The sequence below is a fragment of the Nocardioides ginsengisoli genome, from assembly GCF_039537225.1.
GTDB lineage: Bacteria > Actinomycetota > Actinomycetes > Propionibacteriales > Nocardioidaceae > Nocardioides > Nocardioides ginsengisoli.
Map to the genome: position 1 here is coordinate 40,405 of NZ_BAABAC010000007.1, position 18,422 is coordinate 58,826.

The 18,422-nt window shown below is 71.1% G+C and carries 20 protein-coding genes; all 20 read right to left on the minus strand.

Annotated features, from left to right (window positions below):
- Positions 1-9: 9 nt before the first annotated feature.
- Entirely contained in the window at positions 10-1,050 is a 1,041-nt protein-coding gene (locus tag AB4880_RS05285; RefSeq protein WP_367918163.1) for a fumarylacetoacetate hydrolase family protein, read from the minus strand.
- A gap of 145 nt (positions 1,051-1,195) precedes the next feature.
- Positions 1,196-1,438 (minus strand): hypothetical protein, encoded by a 243-nt coding sequence (locus tag AB4880_RS05290; protein ID WP_367918164.1) that lies wholly within the window; start codon positions 1,436-1,438, stop codon positions 1,196-1,198.
- Positions 1,438-1,926, minus strand: a complete 489-nt coding sequence (locus tag AB4880_RS05295) for an aromatic-ring-hydroxylating dioxygenase subunit beta (RefSeq protein ID WP_367918165.1) — start codon at positions 1,924-1,926, stop codon at positions 1,438-1,440. Before AB4880_RS05295 ends, AB4880_RS05290 begins: the two co-directional genes overlap by 1 nt.
- On the minus strand, positions 1,923-3,206 hold the full coding sequence (locus AB4880_RS05300) for an aromatic ring-hydroxylating oxygenase subunit alpha (RefSeq protein ID WP_367918166.1): 1,284 nt from the start codon (positions 3,204-3,206) through the stop codon (positions 1,923-1,925). The genes AB4880_RS05295 and AB4880_RS05300 overlap by 4 nt, the downstream gene beginning before the upstream one ends.
- Before the next feature lie 106 nt (positions 3,207-3,312).
- On the minus strand, positions 3,313-4,098 hold the full coding sequence (locus AB4880_RS05305; RefSeq protein ID WP_367918167.1) for an ABC transporter permease: 786 nt from the start codon (positions 4,096-4,098) through the stop codon (positions 3,313-3,315).
- Positions 4,091-4,864, minus strand: a complete 774-nt coding sequence (locus AB4880_RS05310) for an ABC transporter ATP-binding protein (RefSeq protein WP_367918168.1) — start codon at positions 4,862-4,864, stop codon at positions 4,091-4,093. The genes AB4880_RS05305 and AB4880_RS05310 overlap by 8 nt, the downstream gene beginning before the upstream one ends.
- Positions 4,861-5,850, minus strand: a complete 990-nt coding sequence (locus AB4880_RS05315; RefSeq protein WP_367918169.1) for an ABC transporter substrate-binding protein — start codon at positions 5,848-5,850, stop codon at positions 4,861-4,863. The genes AB4880_RS05310 and AB4880_RS05315 overlap by 4 nt, the downstream gene beginning before the upstream one ends.
- Before the next feature lie 461 nt (positions 5,851-6,311).
- Complete coding sequence (locus AB4880_RS05320) at positions 6,312-6,926, minus strand: thiamine pyrophosphate-dependent enzyme (protein ID WP_367918170.1); 615 nt, start codon at positions 6,924-6,926, stop codon at positions 6,312-6,314.
- Entirely contained in the window at positions 6,923-7,471 is a 549-nt protein-coding gene (locus AB4880_RS05325; RefSeq protein WP_367918171.1) for a hypothetical protein, read from the minus strand. Before AB4880_RS05325 ends, AB4880_RS05320 begins: the two co-directional genes overlap by 4 nt.
- A gap of 6 nt (positions 7,472-7,477) precedes the next feature.
- A complete protein-coding gene (locus tag AB4880_RS05330) occupies positions 7,478-9,742 on the minus strand; it encodes a xanthine dehydrogenase family protein molybdopterin-binding subunit (RefSeq protein WP_367918172.1) in 2,265 nt (754 codons plus the stop codon).
- Entirely contained in the window at positions 9,739-10,206 is a 468-nt protein-coding gene (locus tag AB4880_RS05335; protein WP_367918173.1) for a (2Fe-2S)-binding protein, read from the minus strand. Before AB4880_RS05335 ends, AB4880_RS05330 begins: the two co-directional genes overlap by 4 nt.
- Positions 10,203-11,069, minus strand: coding sequence for an FAD binding domain-containing protein (locus tag AB4880_RS05340; protein ID WP_367918174.1), 867 nt, complete (start codon positions 11,067-11,069; stop codon positions 10,203-10,205). Before AB4880_RS05340 ends, AB4880_RS05335 begins: the two co-directional genes overlap by 4 nt.
- The gene (locus AB4880_RS05345; RefSeq protein ID WP_367918175.1) at positions 11,066-11,314 is read right to left on the minus strand and encodes a hypothetical protein; all 249 of its coding nucleotides are present in this window, start codon (positions 11,312-11,314) and stop codon (positions 11,066-11,068) included. The genes AB4880_RS05340 and AB4880_RS05345 overlap by 4 nt, the downstream gene beginning before the upstream one ends.
- Positions 11,315-11,324: 10 nt before the next feature.
- Positions 11,325-11,819 (minus strand): aromatic-ring-hydroxylating dioxygenase subunit beta, encoded by a 495-nt coding sequence (locus AB4880_RS05350; protein ID WP_367918176.1) that lies wholly within the window; start codon positions 11,817-11,819, stop codon positions 11,325-11,327.
- Positions 11,816-13,111, minus strand: a complete 1,296-nt coding sequence (locus tag AB4880_RS05355) for an aromatic ring-hydroxylating oxygenase subunit alpha (protein WP_367918177.1) — start codon at positions 13,109-13,111, stop codon at positions 11,816-11,818. Before AB4880_RS05355 ends, AB4880_RS05350 begins: the two co-directional genes overlap by 4 nt.
- Positions 13,112-13,233: 122 nt before the next feature.
- Positions 13,234-14,001 carry an SDR family oxidoreductase gene (locus tag AB4880_RS05360; RefSeq protein ID WP_367918178.1) on the minus strand — a complete coding sequence of 256 codons (768 nt, stop codon included), beginning with the start codon at positions 13,999-14,001 and terminating at the stop codon, positions 13,234-13,236.
- Positions 13,995-14,912, minus strand: coding sequence for a VOC family protein (locus AB4880_RS05365; RefSeq protein WP_367918179.1), 918 nt, complete (start codon positions 14,910-14,912; stop codon positions 13,995-13,997). The genes AB4880_RS05360 and AB4880_RS05365 overlap by 7 nt, the downstream gene beginning before the upstream one ends.
- Before the next feature lie 16 nt (positions 14,913-14,928).
- The gene (locus AB4880_RS05370; RefSeq protein ID WP_367918180.1) at positions 14,929-16,404 is read right to left on the minus strand and encodes an NAD-dependent succinate-semialdehyde dehydrogenase; all 1,476 of its coding nucleotides are present in this window, start codon (positions 16,402-16,404) and stop codon (positions 14,929-14,931) included.
- Complete coding sequence (locus AB4880_RS05375; RefSeq protein WP_367918181.1) at positions 16,401-17,384, minus strand: ornithine cyclodeaminase; 984 nt, start codon at positions 17,382-17,384, stop codon at positions 16,401-16,403. The genes AB4880_RS05370 and AB4880_RS05375 overlap by 4 nt, the downstream gene beginning before the upstream one ends.
- Positions 17,381-18,403: a dihydrodipicolinate synthase family protein gene (locus tag AB4880_RS05380; RefSeq protein WP_367918182.1), complete on the minus strand. Its 1,023-nt coding sequence runs from the start codon at positions 18,401-18,403 to the stop codon at positions 17,381-17,383. The genes AB4880_RS05375 and AB4880_RS05380 overlap by 4 nt, the downstream gene beginning before the upstream one ends.
- Positions 18,404-18,422: the final 19 nt, after the last annotated feature.

The window sequence follows — 18,422 nt, forward strand, 5'->3', positions numbered from 1 at the left end:
TCGTCGGCCTCAGCCCGCCGCGACGACGGAGTTGGTGAGCCGGCCGAGGCCCTCGATCTCGGTGACGAGGACGTCGCCCGCCTTGAGGAAGTTCCCACCGCCGGCATACATGTTCGGGAACAGGTCCTTGATGCCGTCCCAGCCCACCTCGATGCCCTGCGCCATGCCGCAGCCCGCGCAGGTTCCGGTGGCGACGATGTCGCCGGGCTCGAGCCGGGTGATCTCGGACGCATAGGACACCATCTCCGCGGCGGTCCAGATCATCTCCTTGGTGTTGGAGTCCTGCTGCACCTCCCCGTTGACGATTGACTTGATCGAGAGGTTCTGCGGGTCGGGCACGAACTGCGCCGGCACGATCCACGGCCCGAGCGGGGCGAAGGTGTCATTGCACTTGTTGGCGTACCAGTCCCACGAGAACGGGCCGGTCTCGCGGATCATCTTGTCGCGCCCGGAGATGTCCTGGTAGATCGTGTAGCCGGCGATGTAGTCGATCGCCTCCTCCGGCGAGACGTCCTCGGCGGTGCGGCCGATGACGACGGCCAGCTCGGCCTCCCAGTCGATGTACTGGGCGACGTCCCAGTTGCGCTTGCGCGGCAGCACGATCGCGTCGCCGTCGCCGATCAGCGCGTTGTTCGGCGTCTTCGGGAAGATGTAGGGGATGTCGGTCTCCGGAGACATCTCCGGGGTGCCCATCTCCTTGATGTGGTCGTAGTAGTTGGCGCCCGCGTTGAGGATCTTGCCCGGGTTGGTGATCGGCGGCGCGTAGCGGACGGCGTCGGCCGCGTGGACGAAGTCGGCGTCGGCCGGGAGGTTCTCGGCCACCTCGGCGAGCTGGGCGAGCCGGGGCAGGAAGTAGTCCCAGTTGGTGAGCACCTGGAGCATCTCCAGGCGGGTCGGCCAGACGACGAAGTCGCCGCGGCCGGTGCTGTGCAGGTGCCGGAAGCCGCGCTCGACGTCGATGACGCGGGCCGGCTCGTCGCCGACACCCAGGCCGACCGATGCGAATCCGCCTGCCACGTAGGTGCAGAGCCGGAAGCTGTTCGAAGACACTCTCACTCCTGTCACCGAGGCCGTGATTCTCGGACATTTATGTCGTATACGTCTTGCATCCGGAAGTCATGCGCCCTATGTCACGGCATCTCGGCGTTGTCGATCTTCGGATTTACGCAGTGTACGTCTTACTTTTGCCCAGAAGTCAATGGTCTTCCGGGGAAGTTCCGGAGGCTCGATCAGCGCCGATCTCGGTGGCCTGCGCGACGATCGCCATGAGGGCGCGCTCGTCGAGCAGGGTGAGCGCCTCGAGCACCGTCGGGTCGATCAGACCGACGTCCTCGAGCCGCCCCGACGTGATCTCGAGACGGGTTCCCCGGCCGAAGGGGACGACCCGCAGCGCGACCGACGCGAACTCGTTGTGCACCTGCCAGCGCTCGCCCGTCATCAGAAGATGACCCCGAGCTGGCTCTCGGTGGGGACCTCGGCGTCGAGGTGCACGACCCGGGAGGCGAGCAGCAGGACGCCGTCCTGCCGGACGATCCGGTCGTGCCGCCCCGCGGTGGCGATGACCGGGACCTCGGGCAGACGGGCCCGCACGACCATCACGTTGGTGCGGACGGCGTACGCCTCGACGTCGCCGCCCTCGGGCGTGATCCGGAAGTTCGACACGAAGTGCCGCACCATCGCCGCCGGGCGCTCGGCCCAGGCGAAGTCGGACGCGATGCGGCGGAAGCGCATCTCGAGGAAGCTCTTCGACTCGTTGGCGAACTCGAGTACGTCGTCGTACGGGCTCTGGGTCGGGTCCTCGCGAGCGAGGGGGACAGGCACCCGGTAGAGGAAGTCCTCGTGCAGCAGGTCGAGCCAGTCGGCGTACCGGCCGGAGTCGAGGAGGTCGGCCTCGTGGACCAGGAAGTCCTCGATCTCGGCCCTCATGCCCGCTCCCCCATCTGCTCGAGGTAGCGGCCGACGAAGGTCCGCTGGTTGGCCTCGGTGAAGTCCTGCCGGACGATCCGGCCCGGCCCCCGCCACGGCGGCGGCCCGGACTCTGCGGCACCGACCCCGAGCTCGTAGTTGTACGGCGTCCGCGCGCCCGCGACAGCGCCGAGACCGGCGTCGATGCGTCGGAAGTTCTCCAGGTCGTCGGCCTCGAAGTACGACGCGGCGCCGTGCTGGCGGGTCACGTAGAGGTACGACTTGGCCTTCCACTCGGGGCTCGCGTCCCGGGGCACCAGGCTCCAGTAGGCGACCTCGTGGTGATGCTGGTCGATGGGGGTGAGGACCCGCAGCTGGGTGAACGCAACCGACCCGTCAGCGTCGGTGCCGAAGTAGCGGGGCGCGGTCGTGATGAGCAGCAGGTTGGGATAGACCAGGCCATGGATGACGGTCGTCTTCTCGCGGAACCGGCGCACCTCGGGGTCGGCGGCGGCGAGCGCCTTCTCGATCAGCTCGTCCTCATAGCCGAAGACGGTGGCGGGCACTCCCTCGTCGGCCAGGTACTGGCTGCGCAGGCAGTGACCGTTGGGGTCGTTGACCACGAAGCCCTCGACGGCGCCGGCCTGGTCGCCCATCACGCCGAGCTCGAACATGGTGCGGTGCGCGACCTGGAGGTGGTAGCCGTCGCCGGAGAAGTTCTCGGCGTGGATCTTCCAGTTGCCGCGCACGTTGACGCGGTGCATGCCGCCGTAGACCTCCATGCCGCCGGGGAAGAGCCCGAAGAAGGCGTCGAGGTACCAGCCGAACTCGCCGAGCGAGGTCATCAGGTCGGGGGCGTCGGGATCCCAGGTCGCGAAGATCAGGCCGTGCAGCACCTCGGTCCGCGCCTGGCGCAGGCCGAGCCGGCTCAGGTCGAAGTCCGGACCGTAGAGAGCGCGCCTGCCGGGGACGCCCTTGAGGTCGCCGTCGGTGCCGAACACCCAGCCGTGGTAGCCGCAGCGGAAGGTCGTGGTGTTGCCGTGCGACACCTTGCAGACCTGGGTGCCGCGGTGGGTGCAGGAGTTCAGCATCACCCGCACGCCGTCTCCCTGGGTGCGCGACACGATCACCGGGTCGCCGCCCATCGAGCGGGTGACGTAGTCGCCGACCTGCGGGATCTCCGACTCGTGGGCCACGAAGAGCCAGCTGCGTCCGAAGACCTCCCCCAGCTCACGCTCGAGGACGGCCGGGTCGCGATAGAAGGACCTCGGGACGGCGGTGGGCTCCGATGCGATCGACATGCTTTTCCCCTTTCCAGATTTGTGAATAGTACGACCTATTTTTGGGCGCGGGAAGGCTAGGAAGCGGGCATTTCCATGCCCGTTCCTGTCGCATACGCCGTTCCGCTCAGACCGCTGGCTTACCGGAGCTGGGACGCCAGCGGAGCAGGACGCGCTCGAGGAGCACCAGCCCGCCGTACAGGACGGTGGAGGCGACGGCGATGAGGATGACCGCGGCGAACACGATCCCGGTGCTGAACGTCGAGTAGGCCACGATGATCTGGTAGCCGATGCCCTCCTGCGAGGCGACGAACTCGCCGATCACCGCGCCGACCACCGCGATCGGGAGCGCGATCTTGAAGCCGTCGAACATGGTCGGCAGCGAGTTGGGCAGCCGCACCTTGAGGAAGGTGCGCAGCCGGCCGGCGCGGAGCAGCCGGAAGTAGTCGAGCAGCTCGGGGTCGGCCTCGTCGAGGCCGCGCACCGCGTTGACGACGACCGGGAAGAACGACAGCAGGAACGCCATCCCGATCTTGGAGTTGATGCCGAGACCGAGCCAGAGGATCAGCACCGGCGCGAGCGCCACCTTCGGGGTGGCGTTGAGGCCGACCAGGCTCGGCATGATCACCCCGCGCAGGAGCGGGGAGTAGACCATGATCGTGGCCAGCGCGAGGCCCACGACGATGGAGAGCGCGAAGCCGACCACCGACTCGTAGAGGGTCACCCACAGCGCCGGCCAGAGGAAGGACGCGCTGTCGACGAAGGCGGTCCAGACGGCGCCGGGCGGCGGGACGACGTACTCCTGGATGTCGAAGATGCGGATGATCAGCCACCACGCGCCCACGACGCCGACGGCGACGACGGCCGTCGTGAGCACGCCGCGGACCACCGTACGGAGGGCGCCGTCAAGCATGGCTCACCTCCGTGTCGGCGCCGACGATGAGCGAGCGCAGGTGCACGCCGAGCTCGGCGAACCCCGGGTCCTGATAGCTGTGCACGCCGCGCGGTCGCGGCAGGTCGTTGTCGATGACCTCGACGATCCGGCCGGGGCGCGGCGACATCACCACGATCCGATCGGCGAGCAGGACCGCCTCCTCGATGTTGTGCGTGACGAGGACGACGGTCTTGCGGGTGTCGGCCCAGATCTGCTGGAGCAGCAGGTTGAGCCGCTCGCGGGTGATCGCGTCGAGGGCGCCGAAGGGCTCGTCCATGAGCAGCAGCGGCGGGTCGGTGAGCAGGGCGCGGCAGATCGCCACGCGCTGCTGCATGCCACCGGACAGCTGGTGCGGGTAGGCCTTCTCGAACTCGGACAGCCCGGTGCGCGCCAGCAGGTCGAGAGCGGCCTGCTTCGCATCGTCCTTGCTGACGATCTCGGTGGGGACCAGGACGTTGCGCAGCACCGACCGCCACGGCATCAGCACCGGCCGCTGGAACACCATGCCGATCCCGCCGCGCTCGTCGATCCGCGGCTGCCGGTCGATCTCGCCCGTCGTGGGCGGCATCAGGCCGGCGATCAGCCGCAGCAGCGTGGACTTCCCGCACCCGCTGGCCCCGACGAGCACGAGGAACTCGCCGTCCCGTACGTCGAGCGACACCCCCTCGAGCGCCTGGACGTCGCGCCCGGACTGCCGGTAGCGGTGCGAGACGCCACGCAGCGACAGGAGCGGCGTGGCGGTCAACGCGCCCCCTCGACGTACGAGTTGTCGTAGAAGGTGTTGGGCGCGGCGGTCGTCGTCAGGCCCTCGGTGTCCTTGAGGAAGCCGAGCGAGTAGGTCACGAAGCCCTGGTCGATGGCCCCCGTGTTGCCCTTCTCCATGTCCTTGAAGCCGGTCCACGCGTCGGCGATGCTCTGCTTGTCGGTCTGCGGGTTGACCTTCTTGAGGGCGTTGAAGATGTCGTCGGACGACGCGTTCGCGACCGCGTTCTGCAGCGACTCGTCGAAGCCCTCGATGACCCGCTTCACCAGGTCGGGGTTCGACTTGATCAGGTCGTTGCGGACGATCAGCATCTTGCCGTAGTCCTTGTAGCCCCACGCGGAGAGCGCCGTACAGCTGAGGTCCTTGCCCGCGCGCTTGGCGGTGATCCGGTTCTCGGCGAGCGAGTCGGGGATCGCCGACTCGGCGGTGTCGACCGCACCGCTCAGCAGCTGCGGGATGAGGACCGAGATGTCGAGCAGCTGCACCTTGACCTTGCTGGTGTCGACGCCGTTCTGCTTGAGGACGTAGGGCACCGTCGTCCGCCCGTTGCTGAACGACACCGTCGCGAACGACTTGCCCGCCATGTCGGCCGGCGAGCTGAGCGGCGTCAGCGACGCGATGCAGATCTGCGGGTCGGGGACCCAGACGTAGACCGCCGTGGTCTCGGTCTGGTTCTGCAGCTTCTGCCGCAGATAGCTCGACAGGTCGGTGAACGCGAAGTCCACCTTGCCCTGGTTGATCTGCTGCATGGCCAGGTCGCCGCCGCGCCCGGGGATGACCTCGAGGTCGACGCCCTTGTCGGCGAAGTACCCCTGGTCGGTGCCGTACGCGAGCGGGCCGTACGAGCCGTTGTAGATGAAGTCGAGGATCACCTTCACGTGATCACCCGACCCGCCGGCCTTGCGATCTCCCCCCGGCGAGCCACCCGAGTCGGTGCCGCAGGCCGCCAGTGACAACGCCGTTGCCATGGCGATCGCTCCTGCCAGGAGCGTGGATCGACGCATGTTCATCAGTCCTCCAGGGAGTGTTGGGTGCTCGGCAACGTAGTCGCGTCGGCCGAGCGGGCCGGGCGGCTGGAGGCGAAGATTCCTCGGTACGGAACGCAGGGTGGTGGGCGTTCCCCCGGGCGGCGCGCAGGTGGCAGCGACGGGCGGCGGGGCGGGCGGCGGGGCGGGCGGCGGCGCGGCGGCGGCGGGATCGGCGTGGATCGCGTGAACCTGGTTGATGCAATCCCCGCCGATAATCGTTTTGGGGGCGCTAAAGCGGAGTCGTGTGCCTGGGAACCCCTCCACAGACGTTCTCAGGCACACGACTCCCGCGCAGCGAGGGCGGCCGCGTCAGCACGCTCAGCGCGGCCGCCCGACCAGCCCCGTTACATCAACCCCGAAGAACAGCAACCTCGACGCAGGAACCCCGCAACCTCGACGGCTCAGACGTGCGGCGAGGAGGCATGCACGACGATCCCCTCCAGCCGCTCCACATGCCGGATGAACCGATACTTGTCCTCCACACCGTCGGTGTACCGCCGCTTCTCCGCCGGCCACACCTCCATCCCGGGCTCGATCTTGGCCACGACGAACCCGAGCTCCCCGTCCGACAACACCGAGCGCAACGAAGCCCGCAGCGCGTCCTCGGAGGAGACGTCCATGCAGTGCAGGCACCCCGCACCCTCCGCGATCAGCCGCAGGTCGGCATGGCGCGAGGTGAGCGTGGGTGCGGACCCGATGCACTCGTACAGCCCGTTGTCGAGGACGACGACGGTCAGGTTCGGTGGGCGTTCGGCGCCGAGGGTGCACAGGATGCCGAGGTTCATCAGCATCGAGCCGTCGGTCTCGATGGCGACGACGCGGCGGTGCGGGAGGGCGATGGCGAGGCCGAGGGCGGTGGAGCTGACCGAGCCGAGGATGCTGACCGACAGCGTGTTGTCCTCGCCGCCGGGGCGGTGGTTCCACCAGTCGTCGAGGATGCCGCCGATCGACGACACGAACAGGTCCTCGGTCGTGGTCTCCTCGCCCAGGATCCGGGCGACGTCGACGCGTTTCATGCCACTCCTCCCTCGATGCACTCGCCGGTCATCACCAGGCACACCGGCCATTGGCTCGCGTCCGCGTGCAGGAACGCCTTCTCGACCGATGACGCGAGGTCGTCGATCCGGTCGACGATCCGGTACGGGATCCGCAGCGCGTCGAGCAGCGGGCCCATCACCTGCGCGTGGTTGTGCCCCCACCAGTTCGGCTCGCCGAAATCGCCGCGATAGCTGACCACCATCACCAGCGGAACGTGGTGGGCGAACGACAGCCGGGCGATCGGCTCGCACGCCTGGCGCAGACCCGAGTTCTCGGTGATCATCAGCGCCCGCATGCCGCCCAGGTATGCCCCGGCAAGCATGCCGGGCAGGTCCGCCTCGTTGCTCACCCGCACCAGGCGGATGTCCTCCGCGCGGTCGATGCCGACGTAGACCGACTTGAGCAGGGACTCCGGCAGGGTGCCGACCAGCCGGACGTTCGCCGCCCGCAGCGCGTCGACGAAGGCGACCGCGTACGTCGGCAGGTCGCCGGTCGCGCGGGACTGCTCGTGCTCGTTCTCCATGTGCCCTCAGCTCTCGGTGGGGAGGTCGGTCAGGTCCCACGGCCGGATCGGCACGCGGAACAGGTCGCGGCCGGCGGCGCGGCGCACCGCGCTCATCACCGCCGGAGTGCTCGAGATGGTCGCCGGCTCACCCGCGCCCTTCACGCCGTACGGCGCCTCGGGGTCGGGCAGCTCGAGGATCGTCGTGGTCATCGGGGGCACGTCGAGGATCGTCGGCACCAGATAGTCGGTGAACGAGGCATTGCGGATCCGGCCGCGCTCCACCTGGATCTCCTCCATCAGCGCCAGGCCGACACCCTGCGCGGTCCCGCCCTGCATCTGCCCCTCGACGGCGACCGGGTTGATCGCGCGCCCGACGTCCTGGACGACGTCCAGCTGCACCACCCGGGTCAGTCCGGTCTCGACGTCGACGTCCGCGACCGCACGGTGACCGGCGAAGATGAACTGGACGTGCGGCTCCCCCTGCCCGTCCGCCCCGAACGGCGTCGTGGGCCGGTGGTCGTAGCGGCGGGTGGCCTCGAGACCCTCGGGCGGCACCAGGTCGTCCAGCCCCAGCAAGGTCGTGTCGTCCAGCTCCAGCATCCCGTCGCGCAGGGAGATGTCGTGCCCGCGCTCCAGGAGCTCGCCGAAGCGATGGCCGTGATACTCGTGGGCGCGCTCGACCAGCTGCTCGCGCAGCGCCCGGCACGCCGCCTGCACCGCGCCGCCGGTCATGTACGTCTGCCGGCTCGCGGACGACGACCCCGCCGACCCGACCGACGTGTCGGCCGGCAGCACGGTCACGTCCGCGACACCGAGCTCGGTCCGCACGATCTGCGGGACGACGGTGCTCAGCCCCTGGCCGATCTCCGCGGCGGCCGTGCGCACCTGCGCGACCACCTCGCCGTCTCGGCGCAGCAGCCGGACCCACGCGGTGGCGTAGTCGCGGATCCCCTCGGGCATGCCGCCCGCCTTGAACCCGATGCCGTAGCCGGTCCCCCGCACCACGCCCTCGCCGCGCGTCACGTTCGCCGTGCCGCCCGGCACAGCGAGCGGCGCGGCGACGGGCGGCAGGTCGCGCAGCTCCTCCAGGATCCGGCGCACCGGCGACGCGCCGCGCAGCGGCTGCCCGGTCGGCAGCAGGTCGCCCTCGTCGAGGGCGTTGCGCAGCCGCAGCTCCACCGGGTCGATGCCGAGCGCGTCGGCCAGCCGGTCCATCTGGGCCTCGTGCCCGACCGCCGCCTGGACGGCGCCGAAGCCGCGCATCGCCCCACAGGGCGGGTTGTTCGTGTACGCCACCCGCGCCCGGATCTCGACGTCGTCGCAGACGTACGGCCCGACCGCGAACGCCGCGGCGTTGGAGACGACGGCCCACGACGTCGAGGCGTACGCGCCGCCGTCCATGTCGATCTCGCAGCGGACGTAGAGCAGCGTCCCGTCGGCGCGCGCGCCGTGCTCGTAGCGCAGCACCGCGGGATGCCGGTGCACGTGCCCGACGAACGACTCCTCCCGCGAGTAGACCATCTTCACCGGCCGGCCGCTCGCCAGCGCGAGCAGGCAGAGGTGGGCGTGCAGGGTGATGTCCTCGCGTGCGCCGAAGGCGCCGCCGACACCGGCGAGGGTGACGTCGATGGCCGCCGGCGGCAGGTCCAGGACGGCGGCCAGCTGGTTGCGGTCGGCGTGGATCCACTGGCTGTTGGCCAGCAGCCGCACCCCACCGGACGTCGGCATCGCGATGCCGGACTCGGTGCCGAGCGGTGCCTGGTCCTGCATCCCGACCGTGTAGGTGCCGGTCACGACGACGTCGGCCGCGTGCCGCGACGGGGCGCCGCGGCGGATGTCGATGGTCCGGACCAGGTTGCCGTCCGGATGCAGGGCCGGAGCGTCCGGTGCGAGCGCCTCCTCGACCGAGCACAGCGGCTCCAGCTCGGTGTAGGCGACCTCGACGAGCGCCGCCGCCCGGCGCGCCTGCTCGGGCGTCGCGGCGGCGACGACGGCGACCGGCTCGCCGACGTACCGGACGACGTCGGACGCCAGCACCGGCTGATCGTCGACGACCAGTCCGAACCCGTTGCGCCCCGGGACGTCCGCCGCCGTCAGCACGACCCTCACCCCCTCGGCCGCGCGCGCTCGCGTCACGTCGACCGACTGGATCCGGGCGTACGCATGCGGGCTGCGGACCGTGTGCCCCCACAGCATCCCCGGCACGCACAGGTCGGAGGAGAAGGGGAACCGGCCGCGGACCTTGGCGTCGCCGTCCGGCCGGGGCGCGGAGCTGCCGATGCCGGTCATCGGCCCAGCTCCGCCTGGGCGCGCGCGATCGCCTCGACGATCTTGCTGTAGCCGGTGCACCGGCAGAGGTTCCCGGCCAGCGCCTCACGCACCGCCGGCTCCGACGCACACGGCTGGTCGCGCAGCAACCCGGTCGCGGTGACCACGAAGCCTGGCGTGCAGAAGCCACACTGGACGCCGCCCGCGGCGACCAGCGCACAGCGCACCTCGGTCGCGATCGGGTCGGCGTCGAGCCCCTCGACCGTGACCACCGATCGTCCCTCCGCCTGGCCCGCGAGCACCAGGCAGGAGCAGACGACCTCGCCGTCGACCAGCACCGAGCAGGAGCCGCACTCCCCCTGCTCGCAGGCGTTCTTCGAGCCGTAGAGCGCGAGTCGGTCGCGGAGTACGGTGAGCAGGCTCTCCCACACCGCCACGTCCTCGACGGTGTGGACCTGCCCGTTCACGTCGAGCTCGAGCCTCATCGGACCTCCTCCAGACACCAGGTCGCGCACCGCCGCGCCATCACCTGGACGGCGTGCGCGCGGTAGGCCGCCGTACCGCGGACGTCGTCGATGGGACGGGCGCTGCGTCGTACCTCCTCGGCGAAGGCGGCGATCGTCTCGGCCGTCGGCGGCACTCGCTCGCCGCCGTCCGGCCACAGCGCGGCCGCCAGGAGAGCCTCCGCCCGGGCTGCCCGGATCGGGGTGGGCCCGACTGACCCCAGACCCACCCCGATCCGGCGTCTCTCCAGGTCGACCACGACCGCGACGGCGGCCACGGCGATGACCATGGCGTTGCGGGTGCCGATCTTGGCGAACTCCTGTCGGATCCCGTCGCCGACGGGGATCCGCACCGCGGCGACGACCTCCCGCTCGGTGCGCACCGAGCGGCCCGGGCCGAGGAAGTAGGCGTCGGCGGGGACGAGCCGGGTGCCGTCGACCGATGCCAGCTCGATCGACGCGCCCAGCGCGATCAGCGCGGGATGGGCGTCGCCGGCGGGCGACGCGGTGCCGAGGTTGCCGCCGATCGTCGCGGCCGCGCGGATCTGCGGCGAGCCGACGCCTCGCGCGGCGGTGGCGAGCGCCGGCACCACGTCGGCCAGCGACGTCTCGATCCGGCCGAAGGTGACGCCCGCGCCGATCCGCAGCACGCCGTCGACGACCTCGTGCGCGCGCAGCTCGGCGACCCGGCCGACGTCGATGACACCGCTCGGACGCAGCCGGCCGAAGTTCACGCCGACCATGACGTCGGTGCCGCCGGCGACCAGCGTCCGGTCGGGGTGGGCCGCCCGCAGCGCGACCAGGTCGGCCAGCGTCTCCGGCCGGACCAGCTCGGGGCCGCTCACTCCGGCCCGTCCTCCTCGAGCGCGACCGTGGCGTCGCCGGTCTCGCTGAACGCTCCCACCAGCAGGCCGATCCTGCTCTGGTCGAGCGACGCGATCGCCTCCAGCGCGGTGGCGTCGAGCGAGACCGCGTCGCCGGTCCGGTCGCTGGAGATCCGCAGCCGCGGGCTCGCGCCGCTGCGGTCGACGCCGACCCGGACGGCGGTGTACTCGTTGACCAGCCGGGCGAGCTCCTCGAAGTCGGACATCCTCAGCTCCTCAGTAGAGCAGCGCGATCTGCGCCAGGTCGGGGCGGTCGGTGTCGATCAGGACGGTACGACGCCGCAGCCGCGGCCGGTCGCCGCTCAGGTCGACCACGTCCTCCCGCAGCGCCGACGTCACCGTCGATCCCTCCGGCGTGCGCGAGCGGAACACGATCTCGTCGGCGGACACCGCCACCTGGGCCGGGTCGTCGATCGGCGCGACCCGGATCGCGGTCAGGTGCCGGCGGTGGAAGGCCGGCGGCCGGTCGGCCCACGCGAAGTCGGTGAGGATCCGCTCGAAGCGCAGCTTCAAGGACGCCACCGACTCCCACGCGAGCAGGGAGCGCTCGCTGTGCCGCGGCAGGGCCGGGTCGTCGCGCAGCACCGGCTGCGGCATCCGGTAGTCGAAGTCGTCGGCGAGCAGCGCCAGCCACTCGTCGTATCGCTCGCTGTTCAGCAGATGCGTCTCGTGGTGCAGGAACGCGGTCGCCGCCGCGGCCAGGTCGCTCACGCGTCCGCTCCCATCGCGTCGAGGTAGTGACGGTAGAACCAGCGCTGGTTGACCTCGCTGATGTCGGAGCCGACGACCGAGCCCGGTCCGTCGAACCAGGGCGTGAACGGCGCCGAGTCGCGCGCCAGGTCGAAGTTGGCGGGCACCGAGCGGTTGGCCTCGCGGCCGCCGTTGACCTGCAGCATCCGGCGGAAGTTCTCCAGGTCGTCGCTCTCGAAGAAGGCGGTCGCGCCGTGCTGGCGCTGCATGGTCTTGAACGCCGACTCCTTCCACTCGTGCGGATAGTCGGCCGGCGTGACCAGCCAGTTGAGCTCCTCGGTCTCGTTGACGCCGAGCGGGTTGAACAGCCGCACCTGCAGCATCGCCGCGTCGGGCTCGCCGGCGTCGAAGCCGCCGGCGCGCGGGGTGTGCACGAACGCCATGTTCGGGAAGATCAGGCCGTGCACGACCGTCGAGTGCGCGAACATCCGCACCTGCTCGGCGCTGAGCTGCTCGGTGATCTCGAGCCAGCGGTCCTCGGGATAGCCCGGGAAGGCCGGCTCCTCCTGGCCCGCGGTGCGCTGCGCGCGCAGCGCGTGGCCGTGCGGGAACTGGACGCAGACGCCCTCGACGGCCCCGGCCTGAGCGCCCATCAGGCCCATCTCGAAGCCGGCCCGGTGCGCGTGCCGGAGGTGGTAGCCGTCACCGGCCAGGTTGTCGGCCTCGAGCTTCCAGTTGCCGAGGTGGGTGAACCGGAAGGAGCCGTACGGCGCGTCGGTGCCGGCCGGCGAGACCCCCAGCATGCACTCCAGGTAGAAGCCCATCGGGCCGAGGTACTCCTCGAGCGAGCAGAGCTCCTGGTCGAAGGTCGCGAAGACCAGGCCGTGGAAGGTCCCGACCCGCGCCGCGCGCAGGCCGAGCGACGAGCGGTCGAAGTCCTTGCCGTAGAGCTCGCGGCCACGCGGGACGCCGCGCAGCGTGCCGTCGTTGGCGAAGGTCCAGCCGTGGTAGCCGCACCGGAAGTGCGAGCTGTTGCCGATGTCGGCCTTGCAGAGCAGGGTTCCGCGGTGCGTGCACGAGTTGAGCAGCACGTGGATCGGGCCGTCCTCCGAACGGGCCATGATCACCTCGTCGGTGCCCATCCGCCGGGTCACGTAGTCGCCCGGCGCCGGCACCTCCGACTCGTGCCCGATCAGCAGCCATGCGTGCCGGAAGACCGTCTCCAGCTCCTGGCGCCACACCGCGTCGTCGGCGAAATAGGAGCGCGGTACGTCGAACCGGTCGCTGTCGGCGATGAGCTCACGAGGTGCCATGGGGAGGTTCCTTCGGACGGACTCACGAGGTGGGACGACGCACATCGTCCCCGCCCGCGGGATGTGAGGGACAGGGGAAAGGCCGAATGTTCCTTCCAGCGGAACTGGACGGCTTCGGACGGTCAGCCGCGGCCCACCGAGAGGCCGCCGTCGGGGCGCAGCACCTGCCCCGTCATGCCGCGGGCGGCCGGCGAGGCGAGGAAGAGGTACAGCTCGGCGATCTCGTCGGCGTCGAGCATCACGTGCAGCGGATTGAGGTGGGAGACGATCTCGCGGACCGCGTCCGGGTCGGCGAACAGCGGCGACTCCGCGGCGCCGTCCCCGGCGGCCTGCAGGCCGGTGATCACCCCGCCCGGCGCGACCGCGTTGACCCGCACCGTCGGGGCGAGCTCGACCGCGAGCCGCCGTACCAGGCCGACGGCGGCGTGCTTGGCGGTCGCATAGGCGAGTCCGGCGCCCACGCCCTGCACCTCGAACGAGGCGTCGGACAGCGTGAACGTCATGCAGCCGCCGGTCTCCCGCAGCGCGGCGTGGCTGGCGTGCGCACCCAGCGCATAGCCGACCACGTCGACGTCGAGCACCCGGCGCAGTACGTCGCGCAGCGTCGCGGCATCCGTGTCCGCGAGCCGGAGCCCGCCGTCGTGGATGCCGGCGTTGCCGACGAAGTGGTCGAGCCGGCCGGCGACCTCCAGCACCCGGGCGACCGCGCGCTCGTTGTCGTCCGGGCTGGTCACGTCGCCGACGACCCGGTGGATCCCGTCGCCGAGGTCGTCGCCGTCGCTGCGGTCGAGGACGACGACCTTGTCGCCCCGACGCGCGTGCGCCCGCGCCACGGCGAGGCCGATGCCGGAGCCGCCTCCGGTGACCAGGACCCCGCGCGGCGTCACCACGGCGCCGGCGTCCAGAGCCCGGGGTCGGTGGTGCCGTGCATCTCCTGCAGGATCACCTCGTCGAAGGGGTTCGACGTCCCCCACTGGTCGGTGTCCTCGGGACTGGTCGTGTAGACCTTCGGCGTCCAGCCGTGCTCCTCGTCGATGACCTGCAGCGCGGTCGTGTACTCCAGGACGTAGCGGGTCGCGGGGTCCTGGAAGTAGGAGAAGGTGTTGTCGCCGGCGCCGTGCCGCCCCGGGCCCCAGAGCAGGCGGTGCCCCTGGCGCATCATCGCGCCGGTGGCCCGCATGAACTCGTCGAGGCCGCGCATCTCGAAGGACACGTGGTTGAGCGAGGTCCGCTCCGAGCGGGCGAACGCGAGCAGGTGGTGAGTGCCGCTCGTGCGCAGGAAGCAGAAGAAGTCCTCGACCCAGTCGGAGACCTTGAAGCCGAGCGCCTCCTCGTAGAAGCGGCGGGTGCGGTCGAGGTCCTGGGTGTTGAACACGACGTGGCTGATCTTGCGCGGCCGGGGCTCGCCCTCGGCGACCTCGCGGTAGGGGCGCAGGTCGAGGTCGGCGGAGATCTCGACGGTGCGCCCGTCGCAGTCGAAGAAGCGGAAGCCGTAGCCGGCGCCGCGGTCCTGGCGGGGGCCGGGCTCGTCGATCAGCTTCGCCTGTCCGTGCGCGATGACACGCTCGGCGTACAGCTCCACCTCGGCGGCCGTGTCGACCGCGAGGCTGACCGCGTCGACGCGCGGCTCGGCGGCCTCGCGCAGCCGGAGCACGTACGACTCGGGGCAGCCCGCGCCGAGGTAGAGGCGCTCGTCGTCGCGGTCGACCTCCTCGAGCCCCCAGCAGCGGGAGTAGAACTCGCGGGCCTGGCGCAGGTCCTGCACCGCGATCCCGACGCTCCTGACATGTGTGATGACCATCGTCTTCCTTGCACCACTAGGAGTACGGCGTTGCGACGTACTTCGTCTCCATGAACTCGAGCATCCCCTCGTGGGCGCCCTCGCGGCCGAGTCCGCTCTCCTTCGTACCACCGAACGGCGCCGCCGGGTCCGACACCAGGCCGCAGTTGAGACCGACCATCCCCGACTCGAGCCGGCGGCTGACGGCGAGGGCGCGCTCGAGACCCGCGGTGTAGACGTACGAGATCAGCCCGGCCTCGGAGTCGTTGGCGAGCGCGAGGCCCTCCTCGAGCGTCGCGAAGCGGGTCACCGCGGCGACCGGACCGAAGATCTCGGTGGCCGCGAGCTCGCTGTCGGCGGGCACCCGGTCGAGCAGCGTCGGCGGGTAGAAGCAGCCCGGCCCGTCCGGGACGGCGCCGCCGACGAGCAGCTCCGCGCCGCCCGCGACGGCTCGGTCGACGAGGGCCGCGACCCGGTCGCGCTCGACGGTCGAGACCAGCGCGCCGATCTCGACGTCCTCGTCGAGGCCGGGGCCGTGGCGCAGCCCGGCGATCCGCTCGCGGATCCGCGCCACGAAGTCGTCGGCGACGGCGTCCTGGACCAGGATCCGGTTGGCGGCGGTGCATGCGCTGCCGCCGTTGCGGAACTTGGCGAGCATGAAGCCCTCGACGGCGGCGTCGAGGTCGGCGTCGTCCAGGACGACGAAGGGGGCGTTGCCGCCGAGCTCCATCGACGACCGCATCACGGTGTGGGCGGCCTGCTCGAGGAGGATCTTGCCGACCTCGGTCGAGCCGGTGAACGAGACCGCCCGCACGCGCGGGTCGGCCATCATCCGTGAGACCGACGGTCCGGTCGCCGCCGGCAGCACGACATTGACCACGCCGTCGGGGATGCCGACCTCGCGGATCACGTCGGCGACGTACAGGGCGGCGAGGGGCGTCTCCATCGCCGGCTTGAGGACGACGGCGCAGCCCGCCGCGAGCGCCGGGGCGATCTTGCGGGTCGCCATCGCCGCCGGGAAGTTCCACGGAGTCACCAGCAGCGCGACGCCCACAGGCTCGTGCGAGACGAGGATCCAGTTGCGGCCGGACGGCGAGCGACGCATGTCGCCAGGTGTGCGGACCGCCTCCTCGGCGAACCACCGGAAGAACTCCGCGGCGTACGCCGCCTCGCCGCGCGCGTCGTGCAGCGACTTGCCGTTCTCCCGCGTGATCAGCCGGGCCAGGTCCTCCTGCTCGGCGACGAGCACCTCGTGCACGTGGCGCAGCAGCTCGGCCCGCTCGCGGGCGGGCCGAGCCGCCCACGCCGGCTGCGCGAGCGCCGCCGCGTCGACTGCGGCATCGCACTCGGCATCGGTCAGGGTGGCGATCTCGGCGAGCTGCTCACCGGTCGCGGGGTCGAGCACCGGGCGGGCGCCGCCGGTGCCGGGCAGCCACTGCCCGGCGACGAGGGAGAGGACCTGGCCGGAGGCCAGCTCCCGCCGGGTGACGGCGGGGACGACGGTGGTGCTCACAGGTTCTCCTTGACTGCCGAGAGGGCGTCGATCCGCCGGCCGTAGCCGTGCTCGGCGGCGTGCTGGACGATCCGGTGCGCGAGCACCAGATCCTGCTCGGGCGACCCGATGGACTTGTAGACGACCCGCTCGCCGGCGGGCGCGGGGGCGGAGAGCGCGGCGCCGAGCAGCTGGACGTCGCCGCTCCAGCCGGTGTCGAGCGCCTCGATGGCGTCGCCGGACTCCTCCAGGACGTCCATCGTGTCGACGACGACCCGATCGGCACCGGCGAGCACCGCGCCGGCCAGCTCGCGCTGGATCGGCAGCGTCGAGCCGATCGAGGCGACGAGGCCGACCTCGGCGACGTCCTCCTGCCGGAGCACGACGTGCCCGCCGGAGTTGGTCGCTGCATAGACCAGGTCGACGCCGTCGAGAACCTTCTCCAGCGAGTTGGAGACGGTCACGACGTGACCGGTCTCGGTCGCGACCGACCGGGCGAACGCCTCGCGGTTGACCGGGTTGCGGCTGGTCGCACGGATCTCTTCGAGCCCGACGAGCCGGCTGAGCGCCTGCACGCCGGCGAGCGCCTCGGATCCGGTGCCGACGACGCCCAGTCGCACCGACGGTCGCTCGCCCAGCAGGTGCCGGATGGCGACCGCGGCGGTGGCCGCCGTCCGCAGGGTCGTGATCCGGGCCGCGTCGACGATGCCGAGCGGACGCCCGGTCGTCTCCTCGAAGACGTGCACGCAATAGCGGACCAGCCGGCCGTCGGCGAGGTGGAACTCCTTGTAGCCGAAGACGCCGAGCGAGGAGACGTCGGCGACCATGACCCGCATCCAGCCGCCCTCGAACGACACCTGAGTACGACGCGTGGTCACCGCGCCCGCCGCCACCGCCCGCGCCGCGGCGTCCGCCGCCTCGATCGCCAGGTCGAAGCCGACGTGGGCCTCGATGTCGTCGGAGCTGATGTGCAGCGGCTGCGGGTCGGGTGACAGCCTCATCGCGGCACCCGCCCGTCGAAGAACAGAGCGTCCGGCTCGTCGGTGATCGGCAGCCCGGACTCGATCGCGGCGGCGCGCAGCTGCTTCATCTGGCGGTCGTGCAGCCGCGTGTGGGGGCTGCGCACCGGGCCGCCGTGGAAGCCCTGCAGCCAGCCCTGGTACTTCCAGAGCAGCCGGTGCACGAACGACGTCCCGGCGTTGGCCTCGCGCATCAGCGCACCGGTCGCGGCCCGCGCGGGCTGCACCTGCCAGTAGAGCTCCATCGCGTCGTCGTACCGCGCGGGGTCCTGGGCGAGCGCGTGGATGCGCGGCACCACGTCGCCGAAGTACTCGTAGTTCGACGTACCCATCCACGGCATGCCGTACGTCGTGATCCACGCCGGCGCGTTCATCTCCAGCGGGTCGGCGACGATCACCCGGTCGCTGAACCGCCGGAACACCTCGGCCAGGCCGGCCACCCCGGGGTCGCCGATCTCGTTCTTGATCGCGACGACATTGGGGATGGTCTCGACCATCTCCTCCAGCCACGCCGGCGCGAACCCGGAGGGGTGCAGCCGCATGAAGTTCCACAGGTTCATCGCGAAGACGATCACGCCGAGGTCGGCCGCGTCGGCGATCGCCCGGGTGTACTCGATGATCTCCTTCGGGTCCTGCGGGTAGAAGGCGATCGGGTACGACGGCATCACCAGGTCGACGCCCTTGCCGGCGGCCATCTCGGTGATGGCGATGTTCTCGGCGAGCGTGCCGGCCGCGGCCTGCACGATCGTCACCATGTCGTCGCCCGCCTCCTCGACGGCGATCTCGACGAACCGCTCGAACTCGGCGCGGGTGGTGCCGCACTCGCCCACGATCAGGAAGCCGGTGAACCCGAGCTCCCGCTCGCGGCGGATGTCGTGCCGGATCGCCTCCTCGTGGAGGGCGGTCTGGTCGGCGGTGAACGACGGCAGGATGCAGCCGCTCACGCCGCGAAGGCTCTCCATCGCCCAGCTGCGGGCGGTGCCTGGCTCGAACTTGGCCATCGTCGGTCGTCTCCTCTCG

Coding starts and splice junctions, on each gene's coding strand:
- AB4880_RS05290 (WP_367918164.1), bottom strand. CDS start 1,438: ATGACGGGCGAGCGCTGGCAGGTGCACAACGAGTTCGCGTCGGTCGCG.
- AB4880_RS05295 (WP_367918165.1), bottom strand. CDS start 1,926: ATGAGGGCCGAGATCGAGGACTTCCTGGTCCACGAGGCCGACCTCCTC.
- AB4880_RS05300 (WP_367918166.1), bottom strand. CDS start 3,206: ATGTCGATCGCATCGGAGCCCACCGCCGTCCCGAGGTCCTTCTATCGC.
- AB4880_RS05305 (WP_367918167.1), bottom strand. CDS start 4,098: ATGCTTGACGGCGCCCTCCGTACGGTGGTCCGCGGCGTGCTCACGACG.
- AB4880_RS05315 (WP_367918169.1), bottom strand. CDS start 5,850: ATGGCAACGGCGTTGTCACTGGCGGCCTGCGGCACCGACTCGGGTGGC.
- AB4880_RS05320 (WP_367918170.1), bottom strand. CDS start 6,926: ATGAAACGCGTCGACGTCGCCCGGATCCTGGGCGAGGAGACCACGACC.
- AB4880_RS05325 (WP_367918171.1), bottom strand. CDS start 7,471: ATGGAGAACGAGCACGAGCAGTCCCGCGCGACCGGCGACCTGCCGACG.
- AB4880_RS05330 (WP_367918172.1), bottom strand. CDS start 9,742: ATGACCGGCATCGGCAGCTCCGCGCCCCGGCCGGACGGCGACGCCAAG.
- AB4880_RS05335 (WP_367918173.1), bottom strand. CDS start 10,206: ATGAGGCTCGAGCTCGACGTGAACGGGCAGGTCCACACCGTCGAGGAC.
- AB4880_RS05345 (WP_367918175.1), bottom strand. CDS start 11,314: ATGTCCGACTTCGAGGAGCTCGCCCGGCTGGTCAACGAGTACACCGCC.
- AB4880_RS05355 (WP_367918177.1), bottom strand. CDS start 13,111: ATGGCACCTCGTGAGCTCATCGCCGACAGCGACCGGTTCGACGTACCG.
- AB4880_RS05365 (WP_367918179.1), bottom strand. CDS start 14,912: ATGGTCATCACACATGTCAGGAGCGTCGGGATCGCGGTGCAGGACCTG.
- AB4880_RS05375 (WP_367918181.1), bottom strand. CDS start 17,384: ATGAGGCTGTCACCCGACCCGCAGCCGCTGCACATCAGCTCCGACGAC.
- AB4880_RS05380 (WP_367918182.1), bottom strand. CDS start 18,403: ATGGCCAAGTTCGAGCCAGGCACCGCCCGCAGCTGGGCGATGGAGAGC.